Here is a 17943-nt window from a genome sequence, read left to right on the forward strand (position 1 = left end):
ATTGATCAATAGAGTTTCCCAGTCCCTCCGAGCGAAAGGGGAGAGCCCTTGGCCTTCCGATCAATCCGCTGCGGCAAGTCATCGACCTGCAGCCCGAGCTGGCCGCAGACAACGCGGTGGAGTTCCTGCTCGATCTCAGCGAGCTCACCGACGTCATGCTGTGTGGCGCCGGCATGGGTGCTCGGCCAACGTCCGTCCACCACATCGTCTGCCCAGTACTTAACCCAGTGGCAGAGGACCCCTGCTTGCCACGAAACCTCCTCTGCAGTGACCTCGCGGAGGCCGGTCAAGGCGTGCTGAACTTGCCCAGCGTTGAGACCGCAGGCGGCAACGAGTTCGGACCGCAGTAGATCTGGGTCCTCTGCGACGTCGGCCAACTCGATCGCAGTCACAGAGGTGACCCAAAGGTCGATCGCCGTCTGAAGGCTTCGATAGGCATCCAGCAGCTGAATCCGCTCCATCGATCTTCGCAGGCCAGCCTTGTAGTCGCGCATCGCCGGCCGGTCGATCTGACCTCGGTCGAAGCGCGCGTGACAGGTCGGACAAAGTGCAATCATGTTGCTGAAATCGTGCATCCGTACCTTTGCCCATGGAACTATGTGGGCCAGCTCCACGGGCGCCGCCCGACAAGTAGGTATCGCGCAGCGATGCCCGGCTTCCACCAGGAGCGCACGCTGCAGCTCACGCGGCACAGCAGTTCTTCTGGCAGGCATGCAGAGATGCTACTCAAGTGGACTGACATTCAAGGATCTTGGCCAGGCGTCAGCAACTCAATCTGGCCATTCCCCAGGCCGAAGGGCGACGTGGGCGCAGGCTCGCCCTGTTGCGGGCTGACAGCCTCCTCGGGCAGCGTCAGGAGTCAGCGCTCTGCGAACCCATCCGGCGAGCGAGGCGCGCGGCCGTCTCCGGCGCCACCAGTTCTACTCGACGCCGGAACACCCCCTTGACCACGAAGAAGCACGAGAGCTTGCTGCGCGGGCCGATCTCGCGGCACTCGTACAGGCCCTTGCCGTTGAGCTGCCAGCCGTGCGGCGGACCGCTCCGGTTGAGGAACGTGCGCGCGTACACGTACCGCTCGTTCGTGCCGCGGATCTTGGCCACCCAGCCGCCCATGGCGTCGCAAGTGACGCGCTCGGGCGTGATGGACACCTCGGGGAACGGGGCTGAGGGATCAGCGGTGGCGATGTCGAGGGGCCGGTCGAGCAGCGCGGTGGAAGCTGCGGTCTGTTCGGCGGTGGCGTGCCGGGTGCACACTCCGGGGTGCGGGCCGACGCCGTACCAGGGCATCTGCGGAAGGCGGCAGCGATTTCCCGCCTTCGTCATCGCCGTGCACTGGCCCACGCCCTCCCCCAAGCTCTTCCGCCCCACCAGTCGTTGAACGACTGCGGCCCTGTGAGCTCGCTGATCGATCGAGGGACACCAGAGCTTGTCCATCGCTCTTCAGGCATCAGAGGAGGCCTGACCACGAGACATGGGAGCCGCAACGGGCGCGAGGCGCTGTTGAACCGCCGGCTGACGGGCATGGGGACGACGATCTTCGTGGAGATGTCCGCCCTGGCTACGGCCACCCGGTCGATCAACCTCGGGCAGGGCTTCCCGGACACCGATTGGCCGGGCGCCGTCGCCGAGGCCGCAGCCCAGGCCGTGCTGGAGGGCCACGGCAACCAGTACCCGCCGGGGCTTGGGAACCCCGAGTTGCGGGCGGCCATCCGAACACCAGCAGCTGCACTATGGGTTGGCGTACGACCCCGACGGCGAGGTGCTGGTCACCGCCGGCGCCACCGAGGCGATCGTGGCCTTGCCGCTGGCGCTGATGGAGCCCAGCGACAGGGTGATCGCCTTCGAGCCTTTCTGCGACTCCTACGCCGCCTGCAGCGCCGACGCCGTGCGGGTGCCGCTGACCGTGCGTCGCCCATTGAGGCAGCGAGCTGCCTGGTAGCTCTGACTGGCTCCGGCGAGACCGCTCTGAGCGGTCTCGCCGGGCGTTGCTCAGGACCGCATGTACTGGCCGCAAGGCAGCGTTGCACCGCACTGGCAAGGCCGCTGCCTTGGACGTTCCCGATGCAGCACGGTGGCCCATTTGATCAGGCCGTCACCAGCGAAGCAGCCACTCACCGAGTGCACGAGCCAAGCCTGCACATGCGCCGCGGAGCGCGGCCGACATCAACGGGCGGCGCTCAACATGCCCACACGAATCCTGGACCGACATCGAACCTCCTTGAAGTAGCCTCCGGTTGAGGCAGTAACTACGTTGGTGGCCCCCAGAAGTGATGGAGCAACTTCTTACAGTTCTTGACGACGGCAGACACCAAACCTGCGGTGCGGGACCGCGGGGACGATCTTCACGATAGGAGCGACGTGCCTGGCATTCAGATGCCCGGAGAGAGTGAACTTCCTGCTGGGCCGCGGCGTACGTTGGTGGCTGCCCTGCATGAGCTGTACGGCGCGGCCGGCAAGCCGTCGACGCGGTGGATCGCGGCTACCTTGCGGAGCCGCGACGATCTTCCTGGAACTCTCAGCCACGCAGCTGTCAGTGAAGTCCTGCGGGGCGCAGGCGGGTTGCCCGCCTGGCCCAGGTTCGAATCCCTGGTGACGATTCTGGCGGAGAGCTCCGTCAGGCACGTTGAAGTCAGGGAAACCGTGCTGAATTTTCAGCGGCTGTGGTTGGCAGCCGATACGGATCAAGGCCCGGGGAAGCCGAGCGGTACTACCATCGCGGTCGGTTCGGTGATCGATGGCCCCGACTTGCCGCTATTGTTTGGCAGACTGGAAGCTATCGCCACGGATTTCCTTGAGCTTCTTCAGGGTGACGACCCTTGGTTTTCAACCCTCCAGACAGAAGGAGTGGCGGCGCTTGCCCAAAGACTGGCCGCCGAATGCGACGACGAGGGCGCGGAAGTACTACTGGAAGCCGAACAGCTACCTCTCGAGTCGCTATGGAAGGGTGCTGATGAGCAGCCCATGGCGTTGGATCTGTTCATCCTCGCCGCTGCCGCCCTGCGCCCGTCTCAGGACCTGATCGAGGCTACGATCCGTTTTGGTGATGCGGGGCGCTCATCATGGAGCATGAATGCGACTTTCGCAATGGCGGGGTGGTCCATGCCTACCAAAGAGGTAGCCCTCCTTATGCGGCGCCTTAAATCTCGGGATGCTACTGCTCTCCTCCTTATGGCCAGTGTCGGCTGTTGCCTTCGGTCCACGGTAGGGCTGGCAGAAGTTATCGACCTTCTCTACAAGATGGGCCCTGGTGGTGCTTCTGACTTTGTGCGCCGGATCATCCTGATGAAGCCCATTGATCTTCTCTTGCCGCTGGTACGGGAGCTTCGCGAGATTGGTAACGGAAAGATTGCTGACTCGCTTCTCTGGGAAGCCTCAAGAAAACCGTCGGAAGAAGTTGCCGCCTTGCTGGCGATCCTGAGAGATGAATATCGGCAGCATGATTCCCGATGCTTGATTGAGTCGGCTGCTTGGCGCTCGCCGACAGATATCTGCACCCTTGTTGACGTCTTCCGTGCAGCTGGACGAAAGCAGGCGGCTGAAGACCTCCTTGGAGCTGTGCTCCGCACCGGACCGGTTTACGCCGTGGGGGCGATCGAGTACTTCCGTGAAGTCGGCCGCAATACGGACCTGCGTCACATTCTCTCTGGGGTTATTCACCAGTTTGCACAGGCTGAGATGGTAACAGCGCTTGAGCTAATTGGATTCTCGGAAGAAGCGGAAATTATCCAGGCCTCGCAAAACTATGTGCATCGAGTCACCGTATAGCGGACTACAGTGACGCCTCGAATCTATGAGTGACCGCACGGTGTAGGTGTCACGGAGATGGCCGGACCGTTATTCGTGCGCCAAGTCTCGGGCCGCTATATACACTTCAGGCTGCGATGTCGGTCCAGCGGCGACAGACGTCAGCGATAGTGACGAGGCTCTGATACTCGGCATCGTTGCTGTCGAGCACTGGCTGTTGATCGGAGACGCGCTTGTTCAGCCAGTCGATGAGTTGCTCACGACCGACTTGGGAGACGACGGGTGTCCCCCAGAGGTGGTAACCGGTCTGGACGGGGGTCCGCAGGGCGGCGTCCAGATCCTTGATGACCTTACGGGCGCTGGCCACGGAGGCGGGTGTTTCAAGGACGGCAAGGGCCGTTTGAGTCTGAGCCACCCGGTCTGCGATGAGGGTGCAGACCTTCCTGACTCGCTGGTGCACCTTGAAGATGAAGGCCGTAGTAGCGACGATCACTCCGGCCGGCCAGGCAAACGGCACGCGCTGGCCACCCGAGTGCTCGATGGACGCCACGATGACCATCACCCCGAACGCGAAGACGGGCATGAACCCCGCGTGGATGAGCGCTGCGCGCCGCAGTCGCCAAAGCAGTTGGCGCTCCTCGACGGCGGTGACGTTGGGCTCGGTCAGCGAGGCCCCGGAGCGCATGGCCAAGGCGAGACCGAACGCCAAGGTGCCCATGTTGTAGCTCTCTCCTTCAGCTCCTGCCACGACGATGCTGAGGCCCACCGCGAGGACGAAGGCGATGTAGGCCCACGCGGGCACTCGATCCCTCAACCACTCCAACGCGGTGCTCCACCACGCGGGAACCGTCAACAGCAGCATCGTGCCCTGGGCGAGGAAGATCGCGGAGGCCATGCAACTTACAACCGTGAGCAGGGGTGTTGCGTGAGGAACACCCCCACGTCGGTGGGGAGGACCCTGTCGGGAGCCCGGCCGCGTACTCGACGAACTGGAACACCCCCACGTCGGTGGGGAGGACAGACCAGGGGTGCCGTGGATGACGTCCATGGACGGAACACCCCCACGTCGGTGGGGAGGACGACGCTGCCGGGGTACTCACGCATACCCCGACGGGAACACCCCTACGTCGGTGGGGAGGACCCTCATCCAGACCGGTCATCAGCGCCGCGAACCGGAACACCCCCACGTCGGTGGGGAGGACCCGTTAAGGGCGTACAGAGCCTGCGGGTCTACCGGAACACCCCCACGTCGGTGGGGAGGACCACACCGAGGTGCCCACCCCGGTGCACACCGCCGGAACACCCCCACGTCGGTGGGGAGGACCTCGGGCCGCCACAGCGCCGCAGGTCCCCACTCGGAACACCCCCACGTCGGTGGGGAGGACGCCAGCTGGTCACCCCAGCCCTCGGGCGCCGCCGGAACACCCCCACGTCGGTGGGGAGGACTCCGGTGCTCGGCATGGTCCGCCTGTGGGCGGCCAAGACCGGAACACCCCCACGTCGGTGGGGAGGACCTGGTAGCTGGTGGCCAGCTGCTCGTGTTCGGCGGAACACCCCCACGTCGGTGGGGAGGACTAGGCGATCGTCGGGCCGTACCACTCGATCAGCGGAACACCCCCACGTCGGTGGGGAGGACTAGTCGTCGTCCTCGCACTCGCGCTTGCGCTTCGGCACACCCCCACGTCGGTGGGGAGGACGATCGTCTTCGGTCACACCTCATGCACTTGAGTGGAACACCCCCACGTCGGTGGGGAGGACCGTGGCAAGCCCCTCGGACGCCGATGACACCTCGGAACACCCCCACGTCGGTGGGGAGGACGGCGCTGAAGCAGGGCGTCGCGCGGGCCGAGGAGGAACACCCCCACGTCGGTGGGGAGGACGTCTTCGTGAACACCCTGATGCTCCAGGCCGTCGGAACACCCCCACGTCGGTGGGGAGGACGCGCTGCTCTCGAATCCCCGGACCAGCGGCATCGGAACACCCCCACGTCGGTGGGGAGGACACGGTGGAAGGTGCGGGCCGGCTCGCCGAACACGGAACACCCCCACGTCGGTGGGGAGGACAGGCGGTCGGTAGCGACGCCTGGCTGCTCCAGCGGAACACCCCCACGTCGGTGGGGAGGACCCCACTGCTGCGGCCAGCGCCGCGGGCGGCTGCGGAACACCCCCACGTCGGTGGGGAGGACTCCTACTCGGCGATCGCGGCCGGCACCGGGAACGGAACACCCCCACGTCGGTGGGGAGGACTCGGCTATGGAAGAGAAACCGAGCGATCTCGAAGGAACACCCCCACGTCGGTGGGGAGGACCCTGTGCTACGGCTCCGGCTCGGACCACGTGGAGGAACACCCCCACGTCGGTGGGGAGGACCCCCAGAGAAGAGAAGTGATCCTGCGGTACTCCGGAACACCCCCACGTCGGTGGGGAGGACCCAAGAGGCAGGGGCAGTCGCGGGGCGGGTGCGGAACACCCCCACGTCGGTGGGGAGGACTGACGTGTTGCTCGCTGCGATCGTTCAGCGGCCGGAACACCCCCACGTCGGTGGGGAGGACTCTCGGAGGCTGGCCGACACGCGGTCGCCCGACGGAACACCCCCACGTCGGTGGGGAGGACCACCTTGGTTATCTTGGCCGAGGCCCATCTGCCGGAACACCCCCACGTCGGTGGGGAGGACTCGCTGGGCAAGCCGAGGAATTCGAGGCCGCGCGGAACACCCCCACGTCGGTGGGGAGGACCCGTAGAACTCGGCTCCGACCACCCTCGTTGGCGGAACACCCCCACGTCGGTGGGGAGGACGGTCATCAGCCCGTTGGCTGACAGACCGGGTACGGAACACCCCCACGTCGGTGGGGAGGACGCCGTCGATGCAAGCCCCCAGGGCCTCGCCGGCGGAACACCCCCACGTCGGTGGGGAGGACGACTGCTCCAGCCGCAGGACGTCGGCGCTCACCGGAACACCCCCACGTCGGTGGGGAGGACGAACGGCTGCCGCTGTCCGACGGCGCGGGCGGCGGAACACCCCCACGTCGGTGGGGAGGACTCCCGGGGGCACTTGCTCTGGTGCTCGGTCCGCGGAACACCCCCACGTCGGTGGGGAGGACACTTCCTGACCTGCGGCTTAGCGAGGGCTTTGCTTGTTCTTTGCTTACCTTCGCTTGGGCCTGGGGCGGGGAGGTGGCGGGTGCACCAGGTCAACTTACCGGTTCTGTCCCGGCGGTTGTCGGTAGCAAGTGCTTGGATTCGTGCCGGTGGGTTGGACGCCTGTGGGGGGTGCTCGATGACTCGTGGGGAGCATGAGCTTCTGGATGAGTCGGCGTGGGCGAAGGCGAAGGGGCTGGATCCCGCGTATCCGTGCTATCCGTTGGCGCGGCACTTGTTGGATGCCGCGGCGATGGCTCTGTGGCTGTGGGATCACTACCTGTCGGAGAACCAGCGGCGTTGCATCGCTGAGGGGCTCGGATTGGCGGGCGATTTGGCGCACGCTCGGACTGTCACCGCGTTGTGTGCGGGGTTGCATGACATCGGGAAGTTGTCCGGGTTCCAGTTCTGTGCGGCTCGTGGCCGCGATGGGCTGAGCGGGGAACTGGCGCAGGACGTGGGCCTGATCGGTGATGAGCGGCTCGGCCATGACGAGGTGGGGATGCTGTGCACCGGGGCGGTGCTGTCGGCTCTGGGGTTCGAGGATGATGGTGAGTTCGGTGCTGTTCAGCGGATCGCGGAGGTCATCGGCGGGCATCACGGTCGGTTCCGCAGGTACGTGACCGCCGGTTCTCGTCGGCAGTTGCTGGCGGGGGGTGCTGCATACGTGCGGCAGCGTGCGGCGCACGCCCGAGTGGTCCATGAGCTGCTCGGGTCGCCGAAACAGCCGACGGAGTTCACCGCATCCGCGGCGGTGTTGGTGACGGGGGTAGTGATCCTCGCTGACTGGCTGGTCAGCCAGGAGGACTACCTGAGGGGCCGTCAGCGTTCGCTGGATGTGTCGTTGGCGCGGCATTTCGCGCGGTCCTGCCAGGATGCCAAGGAGCTCGCTCGAACGGCCGGGCTGGTTCCGGTCGAGCTGACGCGTGTGGGGTTCGCACGGGCCTACGGCATCAACGGTGAGCCGAATCCTTTGCAGCGCTCGGTGATGCAGGAGCTTGCGCAAGTCGTCGCCGCCGGTGTGGGGAGTGGCAAGGCGGGGATCCTGTTGGTGACGGCGGCGCCAGGCGACGGCAAGAGTGAGGCGGCGCTGGAGGCTGAGCGGGTGCTGTCCGCTGCCTTCGGTACGCGGGGGTTCGCGTTCCTACTGCCGACGATGGCGACGAGCGACCAGATGCATGGCCGTGTCGCAAAGGCGCTTGTCCGCCAGGGCGGTGGCGATGGCGGTGGGCTGACGCTGACCCACAGCATGGCATGGCTGAGTGCCGCCTATATGGACGAGGAACTGGACGCCGGGGGAGCAGTCCTCGTCGGCGATGACACCCACGTGGAGGGCGCGCGTGCCTCCCGGGAGCAGGTGGCAATGCGTCCGCGCCAGTGGTTGCGCGGAGCGAAGCGGGCGCTGCTGGCCCAGTACGCGGTTGGCACGGTCGACCAGGCACTGATGAGCGTCCTGCCGGTGCGGCACAACGCGCTTCGCCTGCTGGCACTGTCTGGCAAGACGTTCATCGTGGATGAAGCTCACGCCTACGACCCTTACATGCAGGTGTTGTTGGGGCGGTTGCTGAACTGGCTGGGTGCGTACGGCGTGCCGGTCGTCCTGCTGTCGGCGACCTTGCCGGCCTCGATCAGTGACCGGCTGATCAAGGAGTACCTGCGAGGTGCCGGGCGGCGGCCGAGCACGCTGAAGACGCGTTCGTTCCGCGCGCCGTACCCGGGTTGGCTGTATGTGGACGCTGCCAGCGGCGAGAGCACCGCAATCTCCGATGGCTGTCGCCAGGAGCAGGCCCAAGAGCGACCGATGGACCTGGCCGTGCACGTGGAGAGCGTGGTTCATGGTGCAGACAGCGCACGTGGGCGGCTGAAGGTCATCGCGAGGCACCTGGACCCGCTGGTGGCGAGCACGGGATGTGCGCTGGTGGTCTGCAACACCGTGCCCGACGCGCAGGAGACCTACGCCTGGCTCACGGAACGCTACGCCAGCCACGGCTTGGCGCAGGAGGACCTGTTGCTGCTGCACGCCCGCTTCCCGGGCGACGTGCGTGAGGAGCGCACCAAGAAGGTCACTGATGGCATGGGCCGGCCCGGGCCACGCCCCAGTCGGCGAATCATCGTGGCCACCCAGGTCGTCGAACAGTCCCTCGATCTCGACGCCGACTTGGTGATTAGCGACCTGGCCCCGCTGGCGCTGCTGCTGCAACGGGCTGGGCGCTGCTGGCGGCACGAGGCCCACTGGTCGAAGCACGGTTACCCCTTGGGCACGCCGCGCCCGGATTGGGCGCAGAACGCCGGGCCGCGCCTGGTGGTGCTCGATCCGCTGGCCGACTGCGGGGCGGTTCCAGTGCAGTGGGGCGAGGTGTACTCGGAGTACCTGCTGCGCGCGACGTCGCTCACCCTGGCGAAGGCCGGCCGGGAGTCCTTTGCGATTCCGGGCGATGTCCAGGACTTGGTCGAAGAGGTGCACGGTGACGACCAGGACCGCTTTAGCTGGGACCATCCGCGGCAGCCGGCAGCGTGGTCCGCTCATACCGGAAAGAGGATGGCGGAGCAGGGCATGGGGGAGATGGTCGCCATCCCACGTGCACAAGGCGTCGGCGACCTGGCGGAGTTGCACCACTTGGAGGGTACGGAAGACGAGTGGGAGGCATCGACCCGCCTGGGTGCGGATGCGGTGCGGCTGCTCTGCGTCTACCAGCACGAGAACGGGGCTGACCTCACCCTCGATAGTGCCGGAAAGCAACCGCTGCCCAAGCCCGACAGCCAGGGCCGCATGGCGCTGTCCGATGTGCGCAAGCTGATGAGCCGGACCATCCCCGTGCGGGCGGACTGGTTCAAGGGCTGCGCGGACGAGCACCAGGTGCCCAAGGGCTGGTTGGAACACCCCATGCTCAGTGAGCTTTTGATGCTGCGCCAGCCAGTGCAGGCAGGTGGTGTGGTCCAGCCGGTGCTGGTCGGGGCCAAGCGCCTGTGGCTGGACGAGCAGCTCGGGTTGGTTCGCCGATGAGGTCCGGGGTCGCCGGAATCCCGGCGACCCCGAGGCGTGTGACCTCGACCTGGACGGCTGAGACCAGACGCCTGGTCCCCCACTTCGGTGGGGAGAGCGACAGCGCGCTGGCGCACCCGCGTCCGTCGAGTGAAACACCCCCACAGCGGCGGGGATGAATGACCGGATGGTGAACTGTCCGGTTGAGGCTATCGCACCCGTCGGAACGCCTCGGCGAGGCCGAGGAGGACGGCGCCGCACGTGGTTCCAACCGCAGGCGCGGGCTGCACCACGATGATCACGATGGCCACCAACGCGACTACGAGCAGCGCGATGATGGCAGGCGGCCACGGGTGGTCGAGCGATTGCATGAACGATGAGGACGGCTGCATGGCGCGGGCTCCTGTCGGTCGGCTCAGCCAGGACTGAGCATCTACATGACGGTCCGTCACAGAGGTGAAGTTATGGCACCGTGAGCTCCCAAGTCGAGTCGATCATCTCCCCCGCCCTACGGGCCCACCCCCATCCGTCGAGCTTCTTCATCCCCTGACCTGCGGGAATTCCTCGCCTGCTCGGTAGATTTGAGTGAACGGAGGACGACTGTCAGTCAGGTGTGGTTCCCTAGCGACACTGCCGGGGCGACCGCCGTTGGGAGTGGCAGCGGCATGCCTGCGTGCAGGTGGCTGCTGGTGGTTCGGGAGGACAGCGCGAGATGCCTGACGGGTTTGATCTGCGGGATGAGCCGTGGATTCCGGTGCGGTTGGGGAGTTCATCGGTTGAGGTGGGGCTGCGGGAGTTGTTCCTGCGGGCCCACGAGATCGAAGACCTTGAACTTCCGATTCCGCCAGCAGCGTCTGGGCTGTTACGGCTCCTGGCCGCGATGACGGTGCGGATCGCCTCGCACGACGGGGTGTTCCTGGACGACGAGGACCTGGCTGAGGATGCCGTGCAGTGGCGTCGGCTGCGGGGACGGGTTCTTGCGCTGGGCCGATTCGATCCCGAGGCGGTGAACTGCTACTTCGATCGCAAGGAACTGGCTGGCCGGTTCGACCTGTTCGACTCCGAAGGGCGGCCCTTCCTGCAGGACCCGCGCCTGCGTGCCGAGTGCGTGGATGCGAAGGGCAAGCCGAACCCCTCGGGCGTGAACAAGCTGATCCTCGGCCGCCCCACCGGGGTCAACGGCGCGGTGCTGTTTGGGCACTTCACCGATACCGCACCGGTGCCGGTTCGCGCGGCGGAGGCGGCTTGGCACCTGATCGCGCAGCTGTACTACGGCCCGTCTGGGCAGTGCACACCGCGCCGGATCACCGCGGACAAGCCTGGCAACGGAGACGCGGGGCCGCTGCGCAAGACGGTGTCCTTTCACCCGTGGGCGCCGCGGTTGTTCACCACGCTGGTGCTGGGGGTGCCAGCCCGCGGCCCGGGGATGGAGGCCGCCGATCTCGACTTCTGCCCATGGGAGGACGAACTCTCCGATCCGCTGGGCGTGTTGCCGCCTCCCGGGTGGCCGGTGCGGCTGTTGACCGGGAGGGCCAGGCACGCCGTGCTGCTCGAGCCCACCGAGGACCGCACCCACGTGCGGGATGCCTACATCACGTGGGCCACGCACCAGCCTGCCGTGGCGGCGAGGGATCCGTACGTGATCCTGGACATGCCCAAGGCCGGCGGCGCACCGTTCCCGCGTGCCGCCGACGCGCAGCGGGCGCTGTGGCGGGACTTGGATGCTCTGTTGCTGCGCACCACCGACGGTGAAAGCAGCAGGCCGTGGATTCTGGACAGCCTGCCGCGCGATCTCATTCAGCAACTGCGGGTGCGCGCTTACGGGTTCGACCAGGACGGGCAGCAGCGCGATCGCGGCTGGTTCGAGGCGACCACCCCGCCGGTGCTCGACTGGCAGGAGGAAGTCAACGACGAGATGGCCTATCGGGTGAACCGCTGCCACCGCGTGGCCGAGGAGGTTGGGGGCCGTCTCGACTTCGCGGCGAGGCTGGCCTGGAAGCTGGCCACCGAACCCGGTGACGACCCGTCGGCGAAGGTAAAGCTGAACCCGAAGAAGCCCGGACCGTGGGCCAAGGCCGCCACGCGCGGCTTCTGGCCGGCCGCAGAGCGGGTCTTCTGGCAGCTGGCGAGCCCGGAGCAAGTGGAGGAGGAACCACACCGGCTGTTCGTGGATGCGGCGCTGACCGCGCTGGACGACGCCATCGGGACGACCCGCAGTGACCTTCGGGTGGCTCGCGCCCGCAACCGTGCCCGATCCCTGCTGCTCGCGCTGCTTCCTCCCGATACGTCGCAGTGACTGCGAAGTCCACCCGCTGGACGACGCCATCGGGACGACCCGCAGTGACCTTCGGGTGGCTCGCGCCCGCAACCGTGCCCGATCCCTGCTGCTCGCGCTGCTTCCTCCCGATACGTCGCAGTGACTGCGAAGTCCACCTTCAACTCTCCCGTATGTCTTGGAGTCCCGGGATGACGTCCACCTCCACCAATCCGTCGTCGAGCACGCACCATCCGCCCGCCCCTCGCCGCCCTGAGGACCGCTTCGTCGATGACATCCTCGACCTGTGCGAGGGCACGCGGGCACGCGCGGACCTGCGCAGCGGCCTGGGGCGCCCGCTGGAGCGCTGTGGGCGCATGGACCGTTACCTGGCGCGGCGCCTGAGCACCGCGATGAGTCCCGAGGCCGTGCGAGCCCGCTACGTGCTCGCCGCGCTGATCGCAGCCCGGCCACGTTCTGCCCGTGAGGCGAAGACGACCGCACCCTCCGGTACAGTCCTGATGCTGGACTGGCCGGCCCGCAGGGCGCGTGCGAATCTGGGGGCGTCGCTCGCAAAAGCTGTTAACGACGGCGTCGTGAAGCCAGGTTCGGTCGAGGACGACCTGCTTGCGATGGCCTACATCAGCCTGGATGGGGTCTACCAGCGGCTACCCGGACTCACCGAGCGCCTCCAGACGAAGGACATCGCCATCGACTGGGCCGTGCTCCTACGCGACTTGACGTTCTGGGCCAGCGACCGGGACGCGGTCGTGACCAGCTGGCAGACGGCGTATTACCAGGCATGCAGTCGCACCGAGCCGGCTGAGTCGCAACCCGTCAAGCGCCAGCCTGCGGACTTCGTCGACCGAGTGATCGACTTGTGCGCGGGGAGTACCGCCGCACGGTCCGACCTGGAGACGGGACTTGGTTTGCCGGTGGAGCGCTGCCATCGGATGCACCGCCACCTCATCCCGCTCCTGCCCGAACGCCTGCATCCGGATGACCGGCGCGCCCACTACGCGACCGCCGCGTTGATTGCCTCACGCCCGCCCGCCGCTCGCCGTCCGACAGCAGCCGAAGAGGCGACAGCGCCGGCGCACCGGCGCCGCCTTGATCTGGGGGCCTGCCTGGCCCACGCCGTGCGCGATGGTGTCTTCAAACCCGAGTCCGCAGAGCGGGACCTGCATCTGCTGTCCCGCCAGAACCTCCCCGCCCTCCACGAACGCCTTCCCGCTCTGGCCCGCCGCCTGCAGGGCAAGCGCATCCGCGTCGACTGGGACCGCCTCTTGGACGACCTCGCGTGGTGGAGCCGTGACTACGAACAAATCGCCGCGCGCTGGATGGACAGCTACTTCCTCATCCGCAGCCGCGACGAGCGCAAGAACGCCCAGTAGCAGCAGTAGTAGGACGAACAGCCGTATAGGAGAACCATCAATGTCCCTGTTCCTCGACCTGAGTGCCATCCAGTCGGTGCCCGCCGCCAACCTCAACCGTGATGATCTTGGTTCACCCAAAACCGTCCAGTACGGCGGCGCGACCCGTATCCGGGTTTCCAGCCAGTCCTGGAAGCGGGTCATCCGCCATGGCGTCGAGGCGGACCTGGGGGAGCGCGCGGCCCGTACCCGCCTGGTCCCGGTCAAGGTCAAGCAGGCTCTGGAGAAGGCAGGATGGCCCACCGAGCTGGCCGAGTTCGCCGGCTCCCAGGTTGCCGCGAGCGCCGGCAAGAAGGGGCTGGGCACCGAGCAGGCCGGCCACACCTCCGTCCTGCTGTTCCTCCCCGAGGCCGGCATCACGGAACTGATCGCCCTGTGCGAGGAACACCGCGCGGCGCTCGAGCAGGGCCGCGGCAAGTCCAAGCCCGGTCAACTTCTGCCCACCGCCCAGGTGGAGGAGATCCTCAAGCGGCGCACCGCCTCCATCAGCCTGCTCGGCCGCATGCTCGCCGAACTGCCCGGAGCGAACGTCGACGGAGCCGCTGGCGTCGCCCACGCCTTCACCACCCACGCCAGCGAACCCCAGCGGGACTACTTCACCGCTGTCGACGACTGGCTCGGCCAGGACGACACCGGCAGCGGCCACTTGGACACCAGCGAGTTCAGCGCCGGCGTCTTCTACCGCTACGCCACCGTCAACATCACCGACCTGCTCACCAACCTCGACGGTGACCGCAAGGCCGCCCGCACCGTCCTGGCCTCGTTCACCGAACAGTTCCTGATGTCCTTGCCGCAGGCGAAGAAGAACAGCACTGCCCCGCACACCATCCCCGACCTCGCCTACCTGGCCGTGCGCACGCACCGCCCGCTGTCTCTCGCAGGCGCCTTCGAAGCCCCGGTCAAGGCCGACACCAGCGGCGGGTACTCCGCCCCCTCCCGTGCGAAGCTGGCCGAGTACGCCACCCACCTCAACCGCCTCACCGCAGGCCGCAACCGCCGCTTCCACGGACACGCCTCCATCGACCCCGACCCGCTGCCGGGCCTAGGTCACGCTCACCCGTCCTACCCCGAACTGATCGAGGGGGCCGTCGACGCTGCCCTGCCCGAGACCCCGCAGAGCGGCGAGCAGCAGTGACCGGCCTGCTGCTCCGCCTGGCTGGCCCCCTGCAGTCCTGGGGCGAGCGCTCCGCCTTCAACCCGATCCGCGACAGCGCCCCCTTCCCCACCCGCTCCGGCCTGATCGGTATGTTCGCCGCCGCCGCAGGCCTGCACCGCGGCGCCGACCTACACCGATACCGCGACCTCGAATTCACCGTACGCATCGACCGCCCCGGCACCCCGCTCACCGACTTCCACACCGCCGGTGGCGGCCTGCCCAAGGACCAGACCGCAGCCACCAGCGGCGGCGACCACAAGGGCGACGCCGTGGTCACTCACCGCCACTACCTGGCAGACGCCGTCTTCACCGTTGCCGTCACCGGCCCAGGCGACACCATCGCTGACATCGCCACCGCGCTCCAACGCCCCCACTGGGCCCCCTACCTCGGGCGACGCTCCTGCGTCCCCGACGAGCCCCTGCTGCTGCGTCCCCACGTCGACAACCCCGTCGAGGAACTCCTCGAACGCGTCCCGCTCAGCACTCACCCCACCCGCCAACCGCGCCACGACCAGGACACCATCCCAGTCGAGTTCATCTGGGAGAACCACCCCGACCCCCTGCCCCAGAACGCCGTCGCGCTCACCATCTACGACAACCCCACCACCTTCGCCCAACACAACCGCGCCCACGCCAAACGCCAACTGCACCGCACCGCCTGCCACTTGCCCGCCCGCCTAGCCGCGGACACCACCACCCCCGTCTTCCAGCGACTGTTCGCCTACATGCACCACGAAGAGGAAGTACCGGCATGACCCCCGCCGCATCCCTGGCGCGCATCCAACTCAACACCCGCAGCCGCGACGTCCAACGCGACCTGCGCGACGCCACCCAGATGCACAAGACCCTCATGCGCCTGGTCCCCGACCACCTCGGCGACACCGCACGGCGCACCGCCGGCCTCCTCTTCCGCGTCGAGGAATCAGAACGCGAGGTCACCCTCCTCGTTCAGGCCACCACCCCCCTGGACGCCTCCCGCCTGCCCGACGGATACGGCCACACCCAGATCAAAGACCTCGCACCGATGTTCCGCGCCCTGCGCCAGGGAACCGCCGTGCGCTACCGCGCCGTCACCAACCCCGTCAAACGCGAACGCCTCTCCCTGGATCAGAAGGGCCAACGAGGCCGCATCACACCCCTGACCGGCCCCGAAGCCGACCAGTGGTGGGCCCGCCGCGCCACCGAGGCCGGCCTGCACCTGCACACCCTCCAGGCCACACCGCTCAACCCCGTTCGCCCCAACGACAAGAGCGCACCACCCATGCGGCACAGCCTCATCCGCTACGACGGCACCGCCACCGTGACCGACCCCCACACCCTCGCCACCACGATCCTCACCGGCATCGGACGCGGCAAGTCCTACGGCGCCGGCCTGCTCAGCCTCGCCCCGGCCACCACCGCGTGAGCGCACCCCGACGCGGCGGCGAGGCCCGACGACGCCTCGCCGCCCCCACCCTCGCCATGCTCCCACGCGTCGCCGACTCCCTGTCCTTCCTCTACCTCGACATGGTCCGCATCGTCCAGGACGACACCGGCGTCTGCGCCCAGATCAACGTCAACGACGACCGCACCGACACCGTCTACATCCCCACCGCCGCCATCTCCTGCCTCCTGCTCGGCCCCGGCGTCTCCATCACCACCCGCGCCCTGACCACCCTCGCCCGCCACAACACCAGCGTCATCTGCACCGGCGCCGGAGGCGTGCGAGCCTACGCCGGCATCCTGCCCGACTCCCTCACCACCCACTGGCTCGAACAACAAGTCACCGCCTGGGCCGACCCCGACAAGCGCCTCGACGTCGCCACCCGCATGTACCGCAAACGCTTCCACGAAGAAGTGCCCCAGGGCACCACCCTCGCCCAACTGCGCGGCCTCGAAGGCCAACGCATGAAAGCCCTCTACCGCCTCCTCGCCCAACAACACGGCATCGGACGCTTCCGCCGCAACTACCACCCCGACCAGTGGCACACCCAAGACCCCGTCAACCTCGCCCTGTCAGCCGCCAACACCTGCCTCTACGGGATCGTCCACGCCGCCCTCCTCGCCGTCGGCTGCTCGCCCGCTCTCGGCTTCGTCCACACCGGCACCCAGCACGCCTTCGTCTACGACATCGCTGACCTATACAAGGCAGAGACCACCCTCCCCGTCGCTTTCGCCCTCCACGACTCCGCCCAGCCTGAACAGGACGCTCGCCGCAAGTTCCGCGAAGAACTACGCCTCCTGCGTCTGCTGCCCCGCATCGTCCAGGACATCCAGGCCCTCCTGAGCCCGGCGGCCGACACCGAGGAGGACACCCGCTCGGAGCGACACGACGTCCGCCTCGTTCACCTCTGGGACCCCGACGAGGGAGTCCTTCCGGCCGGCGTCAACTACGCTAATGAAAGCGGACTTTGACATGGCCTCCATGGTCGTCATCGCCACCACAGCTGTTCCGGACCACCTTCGCGGAGCACTCAGCCGCTGGACCATCGAGGTCGTTCCCGGCATCTTCGTCGGCACCGTCTCAGCCCGCGTCCGCGACGAACTCTGGCGCGCCGTCACCGACACCGTCGGCGACGGCGCTGCACTCCTCGTCCACCCCGCCCCTACTGAACAGGGCTATGCGATCCAGACCGCAGGCGCCCGCCGCCGCATCCCCATCGACTTCGATGGCCTGACACTCATACGGATGACCGGCACAACGCCACCCATCCAGGTCAAGAAAGAGCAAAGCGCTCGCTAAACCGCAGGTCACGAAGTATGGTCCCCGCCGACGCGGGGGTGTTCCGCCGCCTCCCTGGGGAAGGGGAGACGGCTTCTGATGGTCCCCGCCGACGCGGGGGTGTTCCGGTGACCGGGGTCAGGAAGCTCGGCCCGTGGCTATGGTCCCCGCCGACGCGGGGGTGTTCCGGCGGCCAAGTTGGTGGTGATCGTGGCGTGGAGATGGTCCCCGCCGACGCGGGGGTGTTCCAATCAAATACGACGTCAGCCTCACCGCCACCTTATGGTCCCCGCCGACGCGGGGGTGTTCCGTCCGCCTAACGCAGTTCGGCCGGGCCCCCTGATGGTCCCCGCCGACGCGGGGGTGTTCCGTCGGCTGGGCCGTTGTCGCCCGGACCGGAGCGATGGTCCCCGCCGACGCGGGGGTGTTCCGAGTGCGGCGTTGGGGCCGCGTTGGCGCAGGGTATGGTCCCCGCCGACGCGGGGGTGTTCCGAATCCCCGACCCATGCCGCCTTAAGGTCGGGAATGGTCCCCGC

General features: G+C 67.4%; 13 protein-coding genes, 1 pseudogene and 2 CRISPR repeat arrays (1 of these 16 only partly in view). Of the genes and pseudogenes, 10 read left to right on the forward strand and 4 right to left on the reverse strand.

Going from position 1 to position 17943, the window contains the following annotated elements; genetic code table 11:
- Positions 1-5 precede the first annotated feature (5 nt).
- Together P3T35_RS09310 and P3T35_RS09315 are read right to left on the reverse strand one after the other, a co-directional pair.
- The gene (locus P3T35_RS09310) at positions 6-713 is read right to left on the reverse strand and encodes an HNH endonuclease signature motif containing protein (RefSeq protein WP_101383835.1); all 708 of its coding nucleotides are present in this window, start codon (positions 711-713) and stop codon (positions 6-8) included.
- Positions 714-852: 139 nt separating this feature from the next.
- Positions 853-1434 carry a hypothetical protein gene (locus P3T35_RS09315; RefSeq protein WP_280704963.1) on the reverse strand — a complete coding sequence of 194 codons (582 nt, stop codon included), beginning with the start codon at positions 1432-1434 and terminating at the stop codon, positions 853-855.
- An 87-nt stretch (positions 1435-1521) separates the two neighbouring features.
- Between P3T35_RS09315 and P3T35_RS09320 the strand changes: the two are divergent.
- Both P3T35_RS09320 and P3T35_RS09325 read left to right on the forward strand, forming a co-directional pair.
- Positions 1522-1915, forward strand: a pseudogene (locus tag P3T35_RS09320) (aminotransferase class I/II-fold pyridoxal phosphate-dependent enzyme); the annotation flags it as partial.
- A gap of 443 nt (positions 1916-2358) precedes the next feature.
- A complete protein-coding gene (locus tag P3T35_RS09325; protein WP_143676995.1) occupies positions 2359-3765 on the forward strand; it encodes a hypothetical protein in 1407 nt (468 codons plus the stop codon).
- Between the two features lie 106 nt (positions 3766-3871).
- Here the strand turns inward: P3T35_RS09325 and P3T35_RS09330 are convergent, their stop codons facing one another.
- Positions 3872-4639 carry a hypothetical protein gene (locus tag P3T35_RS09330; protein WP_101383838.1) on the reverse strand — a complete coding sequence of 256 codons (768 nt, stop codon included), beginning with the start codon at positions 4637-4639 and terminating at the stop codon, positions 3872-3874.
- A 33-nt stretch (positions 4640-4672) separates the two neighbouring features.
- A CRISPR array of direct repeats spans positions 4673-6843; the repeat unit is 28 nt; unit sequence GGAACACCCCCACGTCGGTGGGGAGGAC.
- 176 nt (positions 6844-7019) lie between these two features.
- On the opposite strand from P3T35_RS09330, the gene cas3 reads away from it, so the two are divergent.
- Complete coding sequence (gene cas3, locus P3T35_RS09335; protein WP_101383839.1) at positions 7020-9884, forward strand: CRISPR-associated helicase Cas3'; 2865 nt, start codon at positions 7020-7022, stop codon at positions 9882-9884.
- Positions 9885-10072: 188 nt separating this feature from the next.
- Here cas3 and P3T35_RS09340 read toward each other — a convergent pair whose 3' ends face one another.
- Complete coding sequence (locus P3T35_RS09340) at positions 10073-10255, reverse strand: hypothetical protein (RefSeq protein WP_101383840.1); 183 nt, start codon at positions 10253-10255, stop codon at positions 10073-10075.
- Between the two features lie 320 nt (positions 10256-10575).
- Here P3T35_RS09340 and casA point away from each other — a divergent pair, with 320 nt between their 5' ends.
- The 7 genes from casA to cas2e all read left to right on the forward strand — a co-directional run bounded on the left by casA (position 10576) and on the right by cas2e (position 17428).
- A complete protein-coding gene (casA, locus tag P3T35_RS09345; protein WP_101383841.1) occupies positions 10576-12159 on the forward strand; it encodes a type I-E CRISPR-associated protein Cse1/CasA in 1584 nt (527 codons plus the stop codon).
- 170 nt (positions 12160-12329) lie between these two features.
- Entirely contained in the window at positions 12330-13511 is a 1182-nt protein-coding gene (casB, locus tag P3T35_RS09350) for a type I-E CRISPR-associated protein Cse2/CasB (RefSeq protein ID WP_180356748.1), read from the forward strand.
- Positions 13512-13551: 40 nt separating this feature from the next.
- Entirely contained in the window at positions 13552-14685 is a 1134-nt protein-coding gene (gene cas7e, locus P3T35_RS09355; protein ID WP_101383843.1) for a type I-E CRISPR-associated protein Cas7/Cse4/CasC, read from the forward strand.
- The gene (gene cas5e, locus P3T35_RS09360; RefSeq protein WP_101383844.1) at positions 14682-15461 is read left to right on the forward strand and encodes a type I-E CRISPR-associated protein Cas5/CasD; all 780 of its coding nucleotides are present in this window, start codon (positions 14682-14684) and stop codon (positions 15459-15461) included. Before cas7e ends, cas5e begins: the two co-directional genes overlap by 4 nt.
- A complete protein-coding gene (cas6e, locus tag P3T35_RS09365) occupies positions 15458-16111 on the forward strand; it encodes a type I-E CRISPR-associated protein Cas6/Cse3/CasE (RefSeq protein WP_101383845.1) in 654 nt (217 codons plus the stop codon). The genes cas5e and cas6e overlap by 4 nt, the downstream gene beginning before the upstream one ends.
- Before the next feature lie 56 nt (positions 16112-16167).
- Positions 16168-17100, forward strand: a complete 933-nt coding sequence (gene cas1e, locus P3T35_RS09370; protein ID WP_101383846.1) for a type I-E CRISPR-associated endonuclease Cas1e — start codon at positions 16168-16170, stop codon at positions 17098-17100.
- A 1-nt stretch (position 17101) separates the two neighbouring features.
- Positions 17102-17428, forward strand: coding sequence for a type I-E CRISPR-associated endoribonuclease Cas2e (gene cas2e / locus P3T35_RS09375; protein ID WP_101383847.1), 327 nt, complete (start codon positions 17102-17104; stop codon positions 17426-17428).
- Between the two features lie 17 nt (positions 17429-17445).
- A CRISPR array of direct repeats spans positions 17446-17943; the repeat unit is 29 nt; unit sequence ATGGTCCCCGCCGACGCGGGGGTGTTCCG (it continues 262 nt past the right edge of the window).

Source organism: Kitasatospora sp. GP30 (assembly GCF_029892145.1).
Taxonomy (GTDB): Bacteria; Actinomycetota; Actinomycetes; order Streptomycetales; family Streptomycetaceae; genus Kitasatospora; species Kitasatospora acidiphila.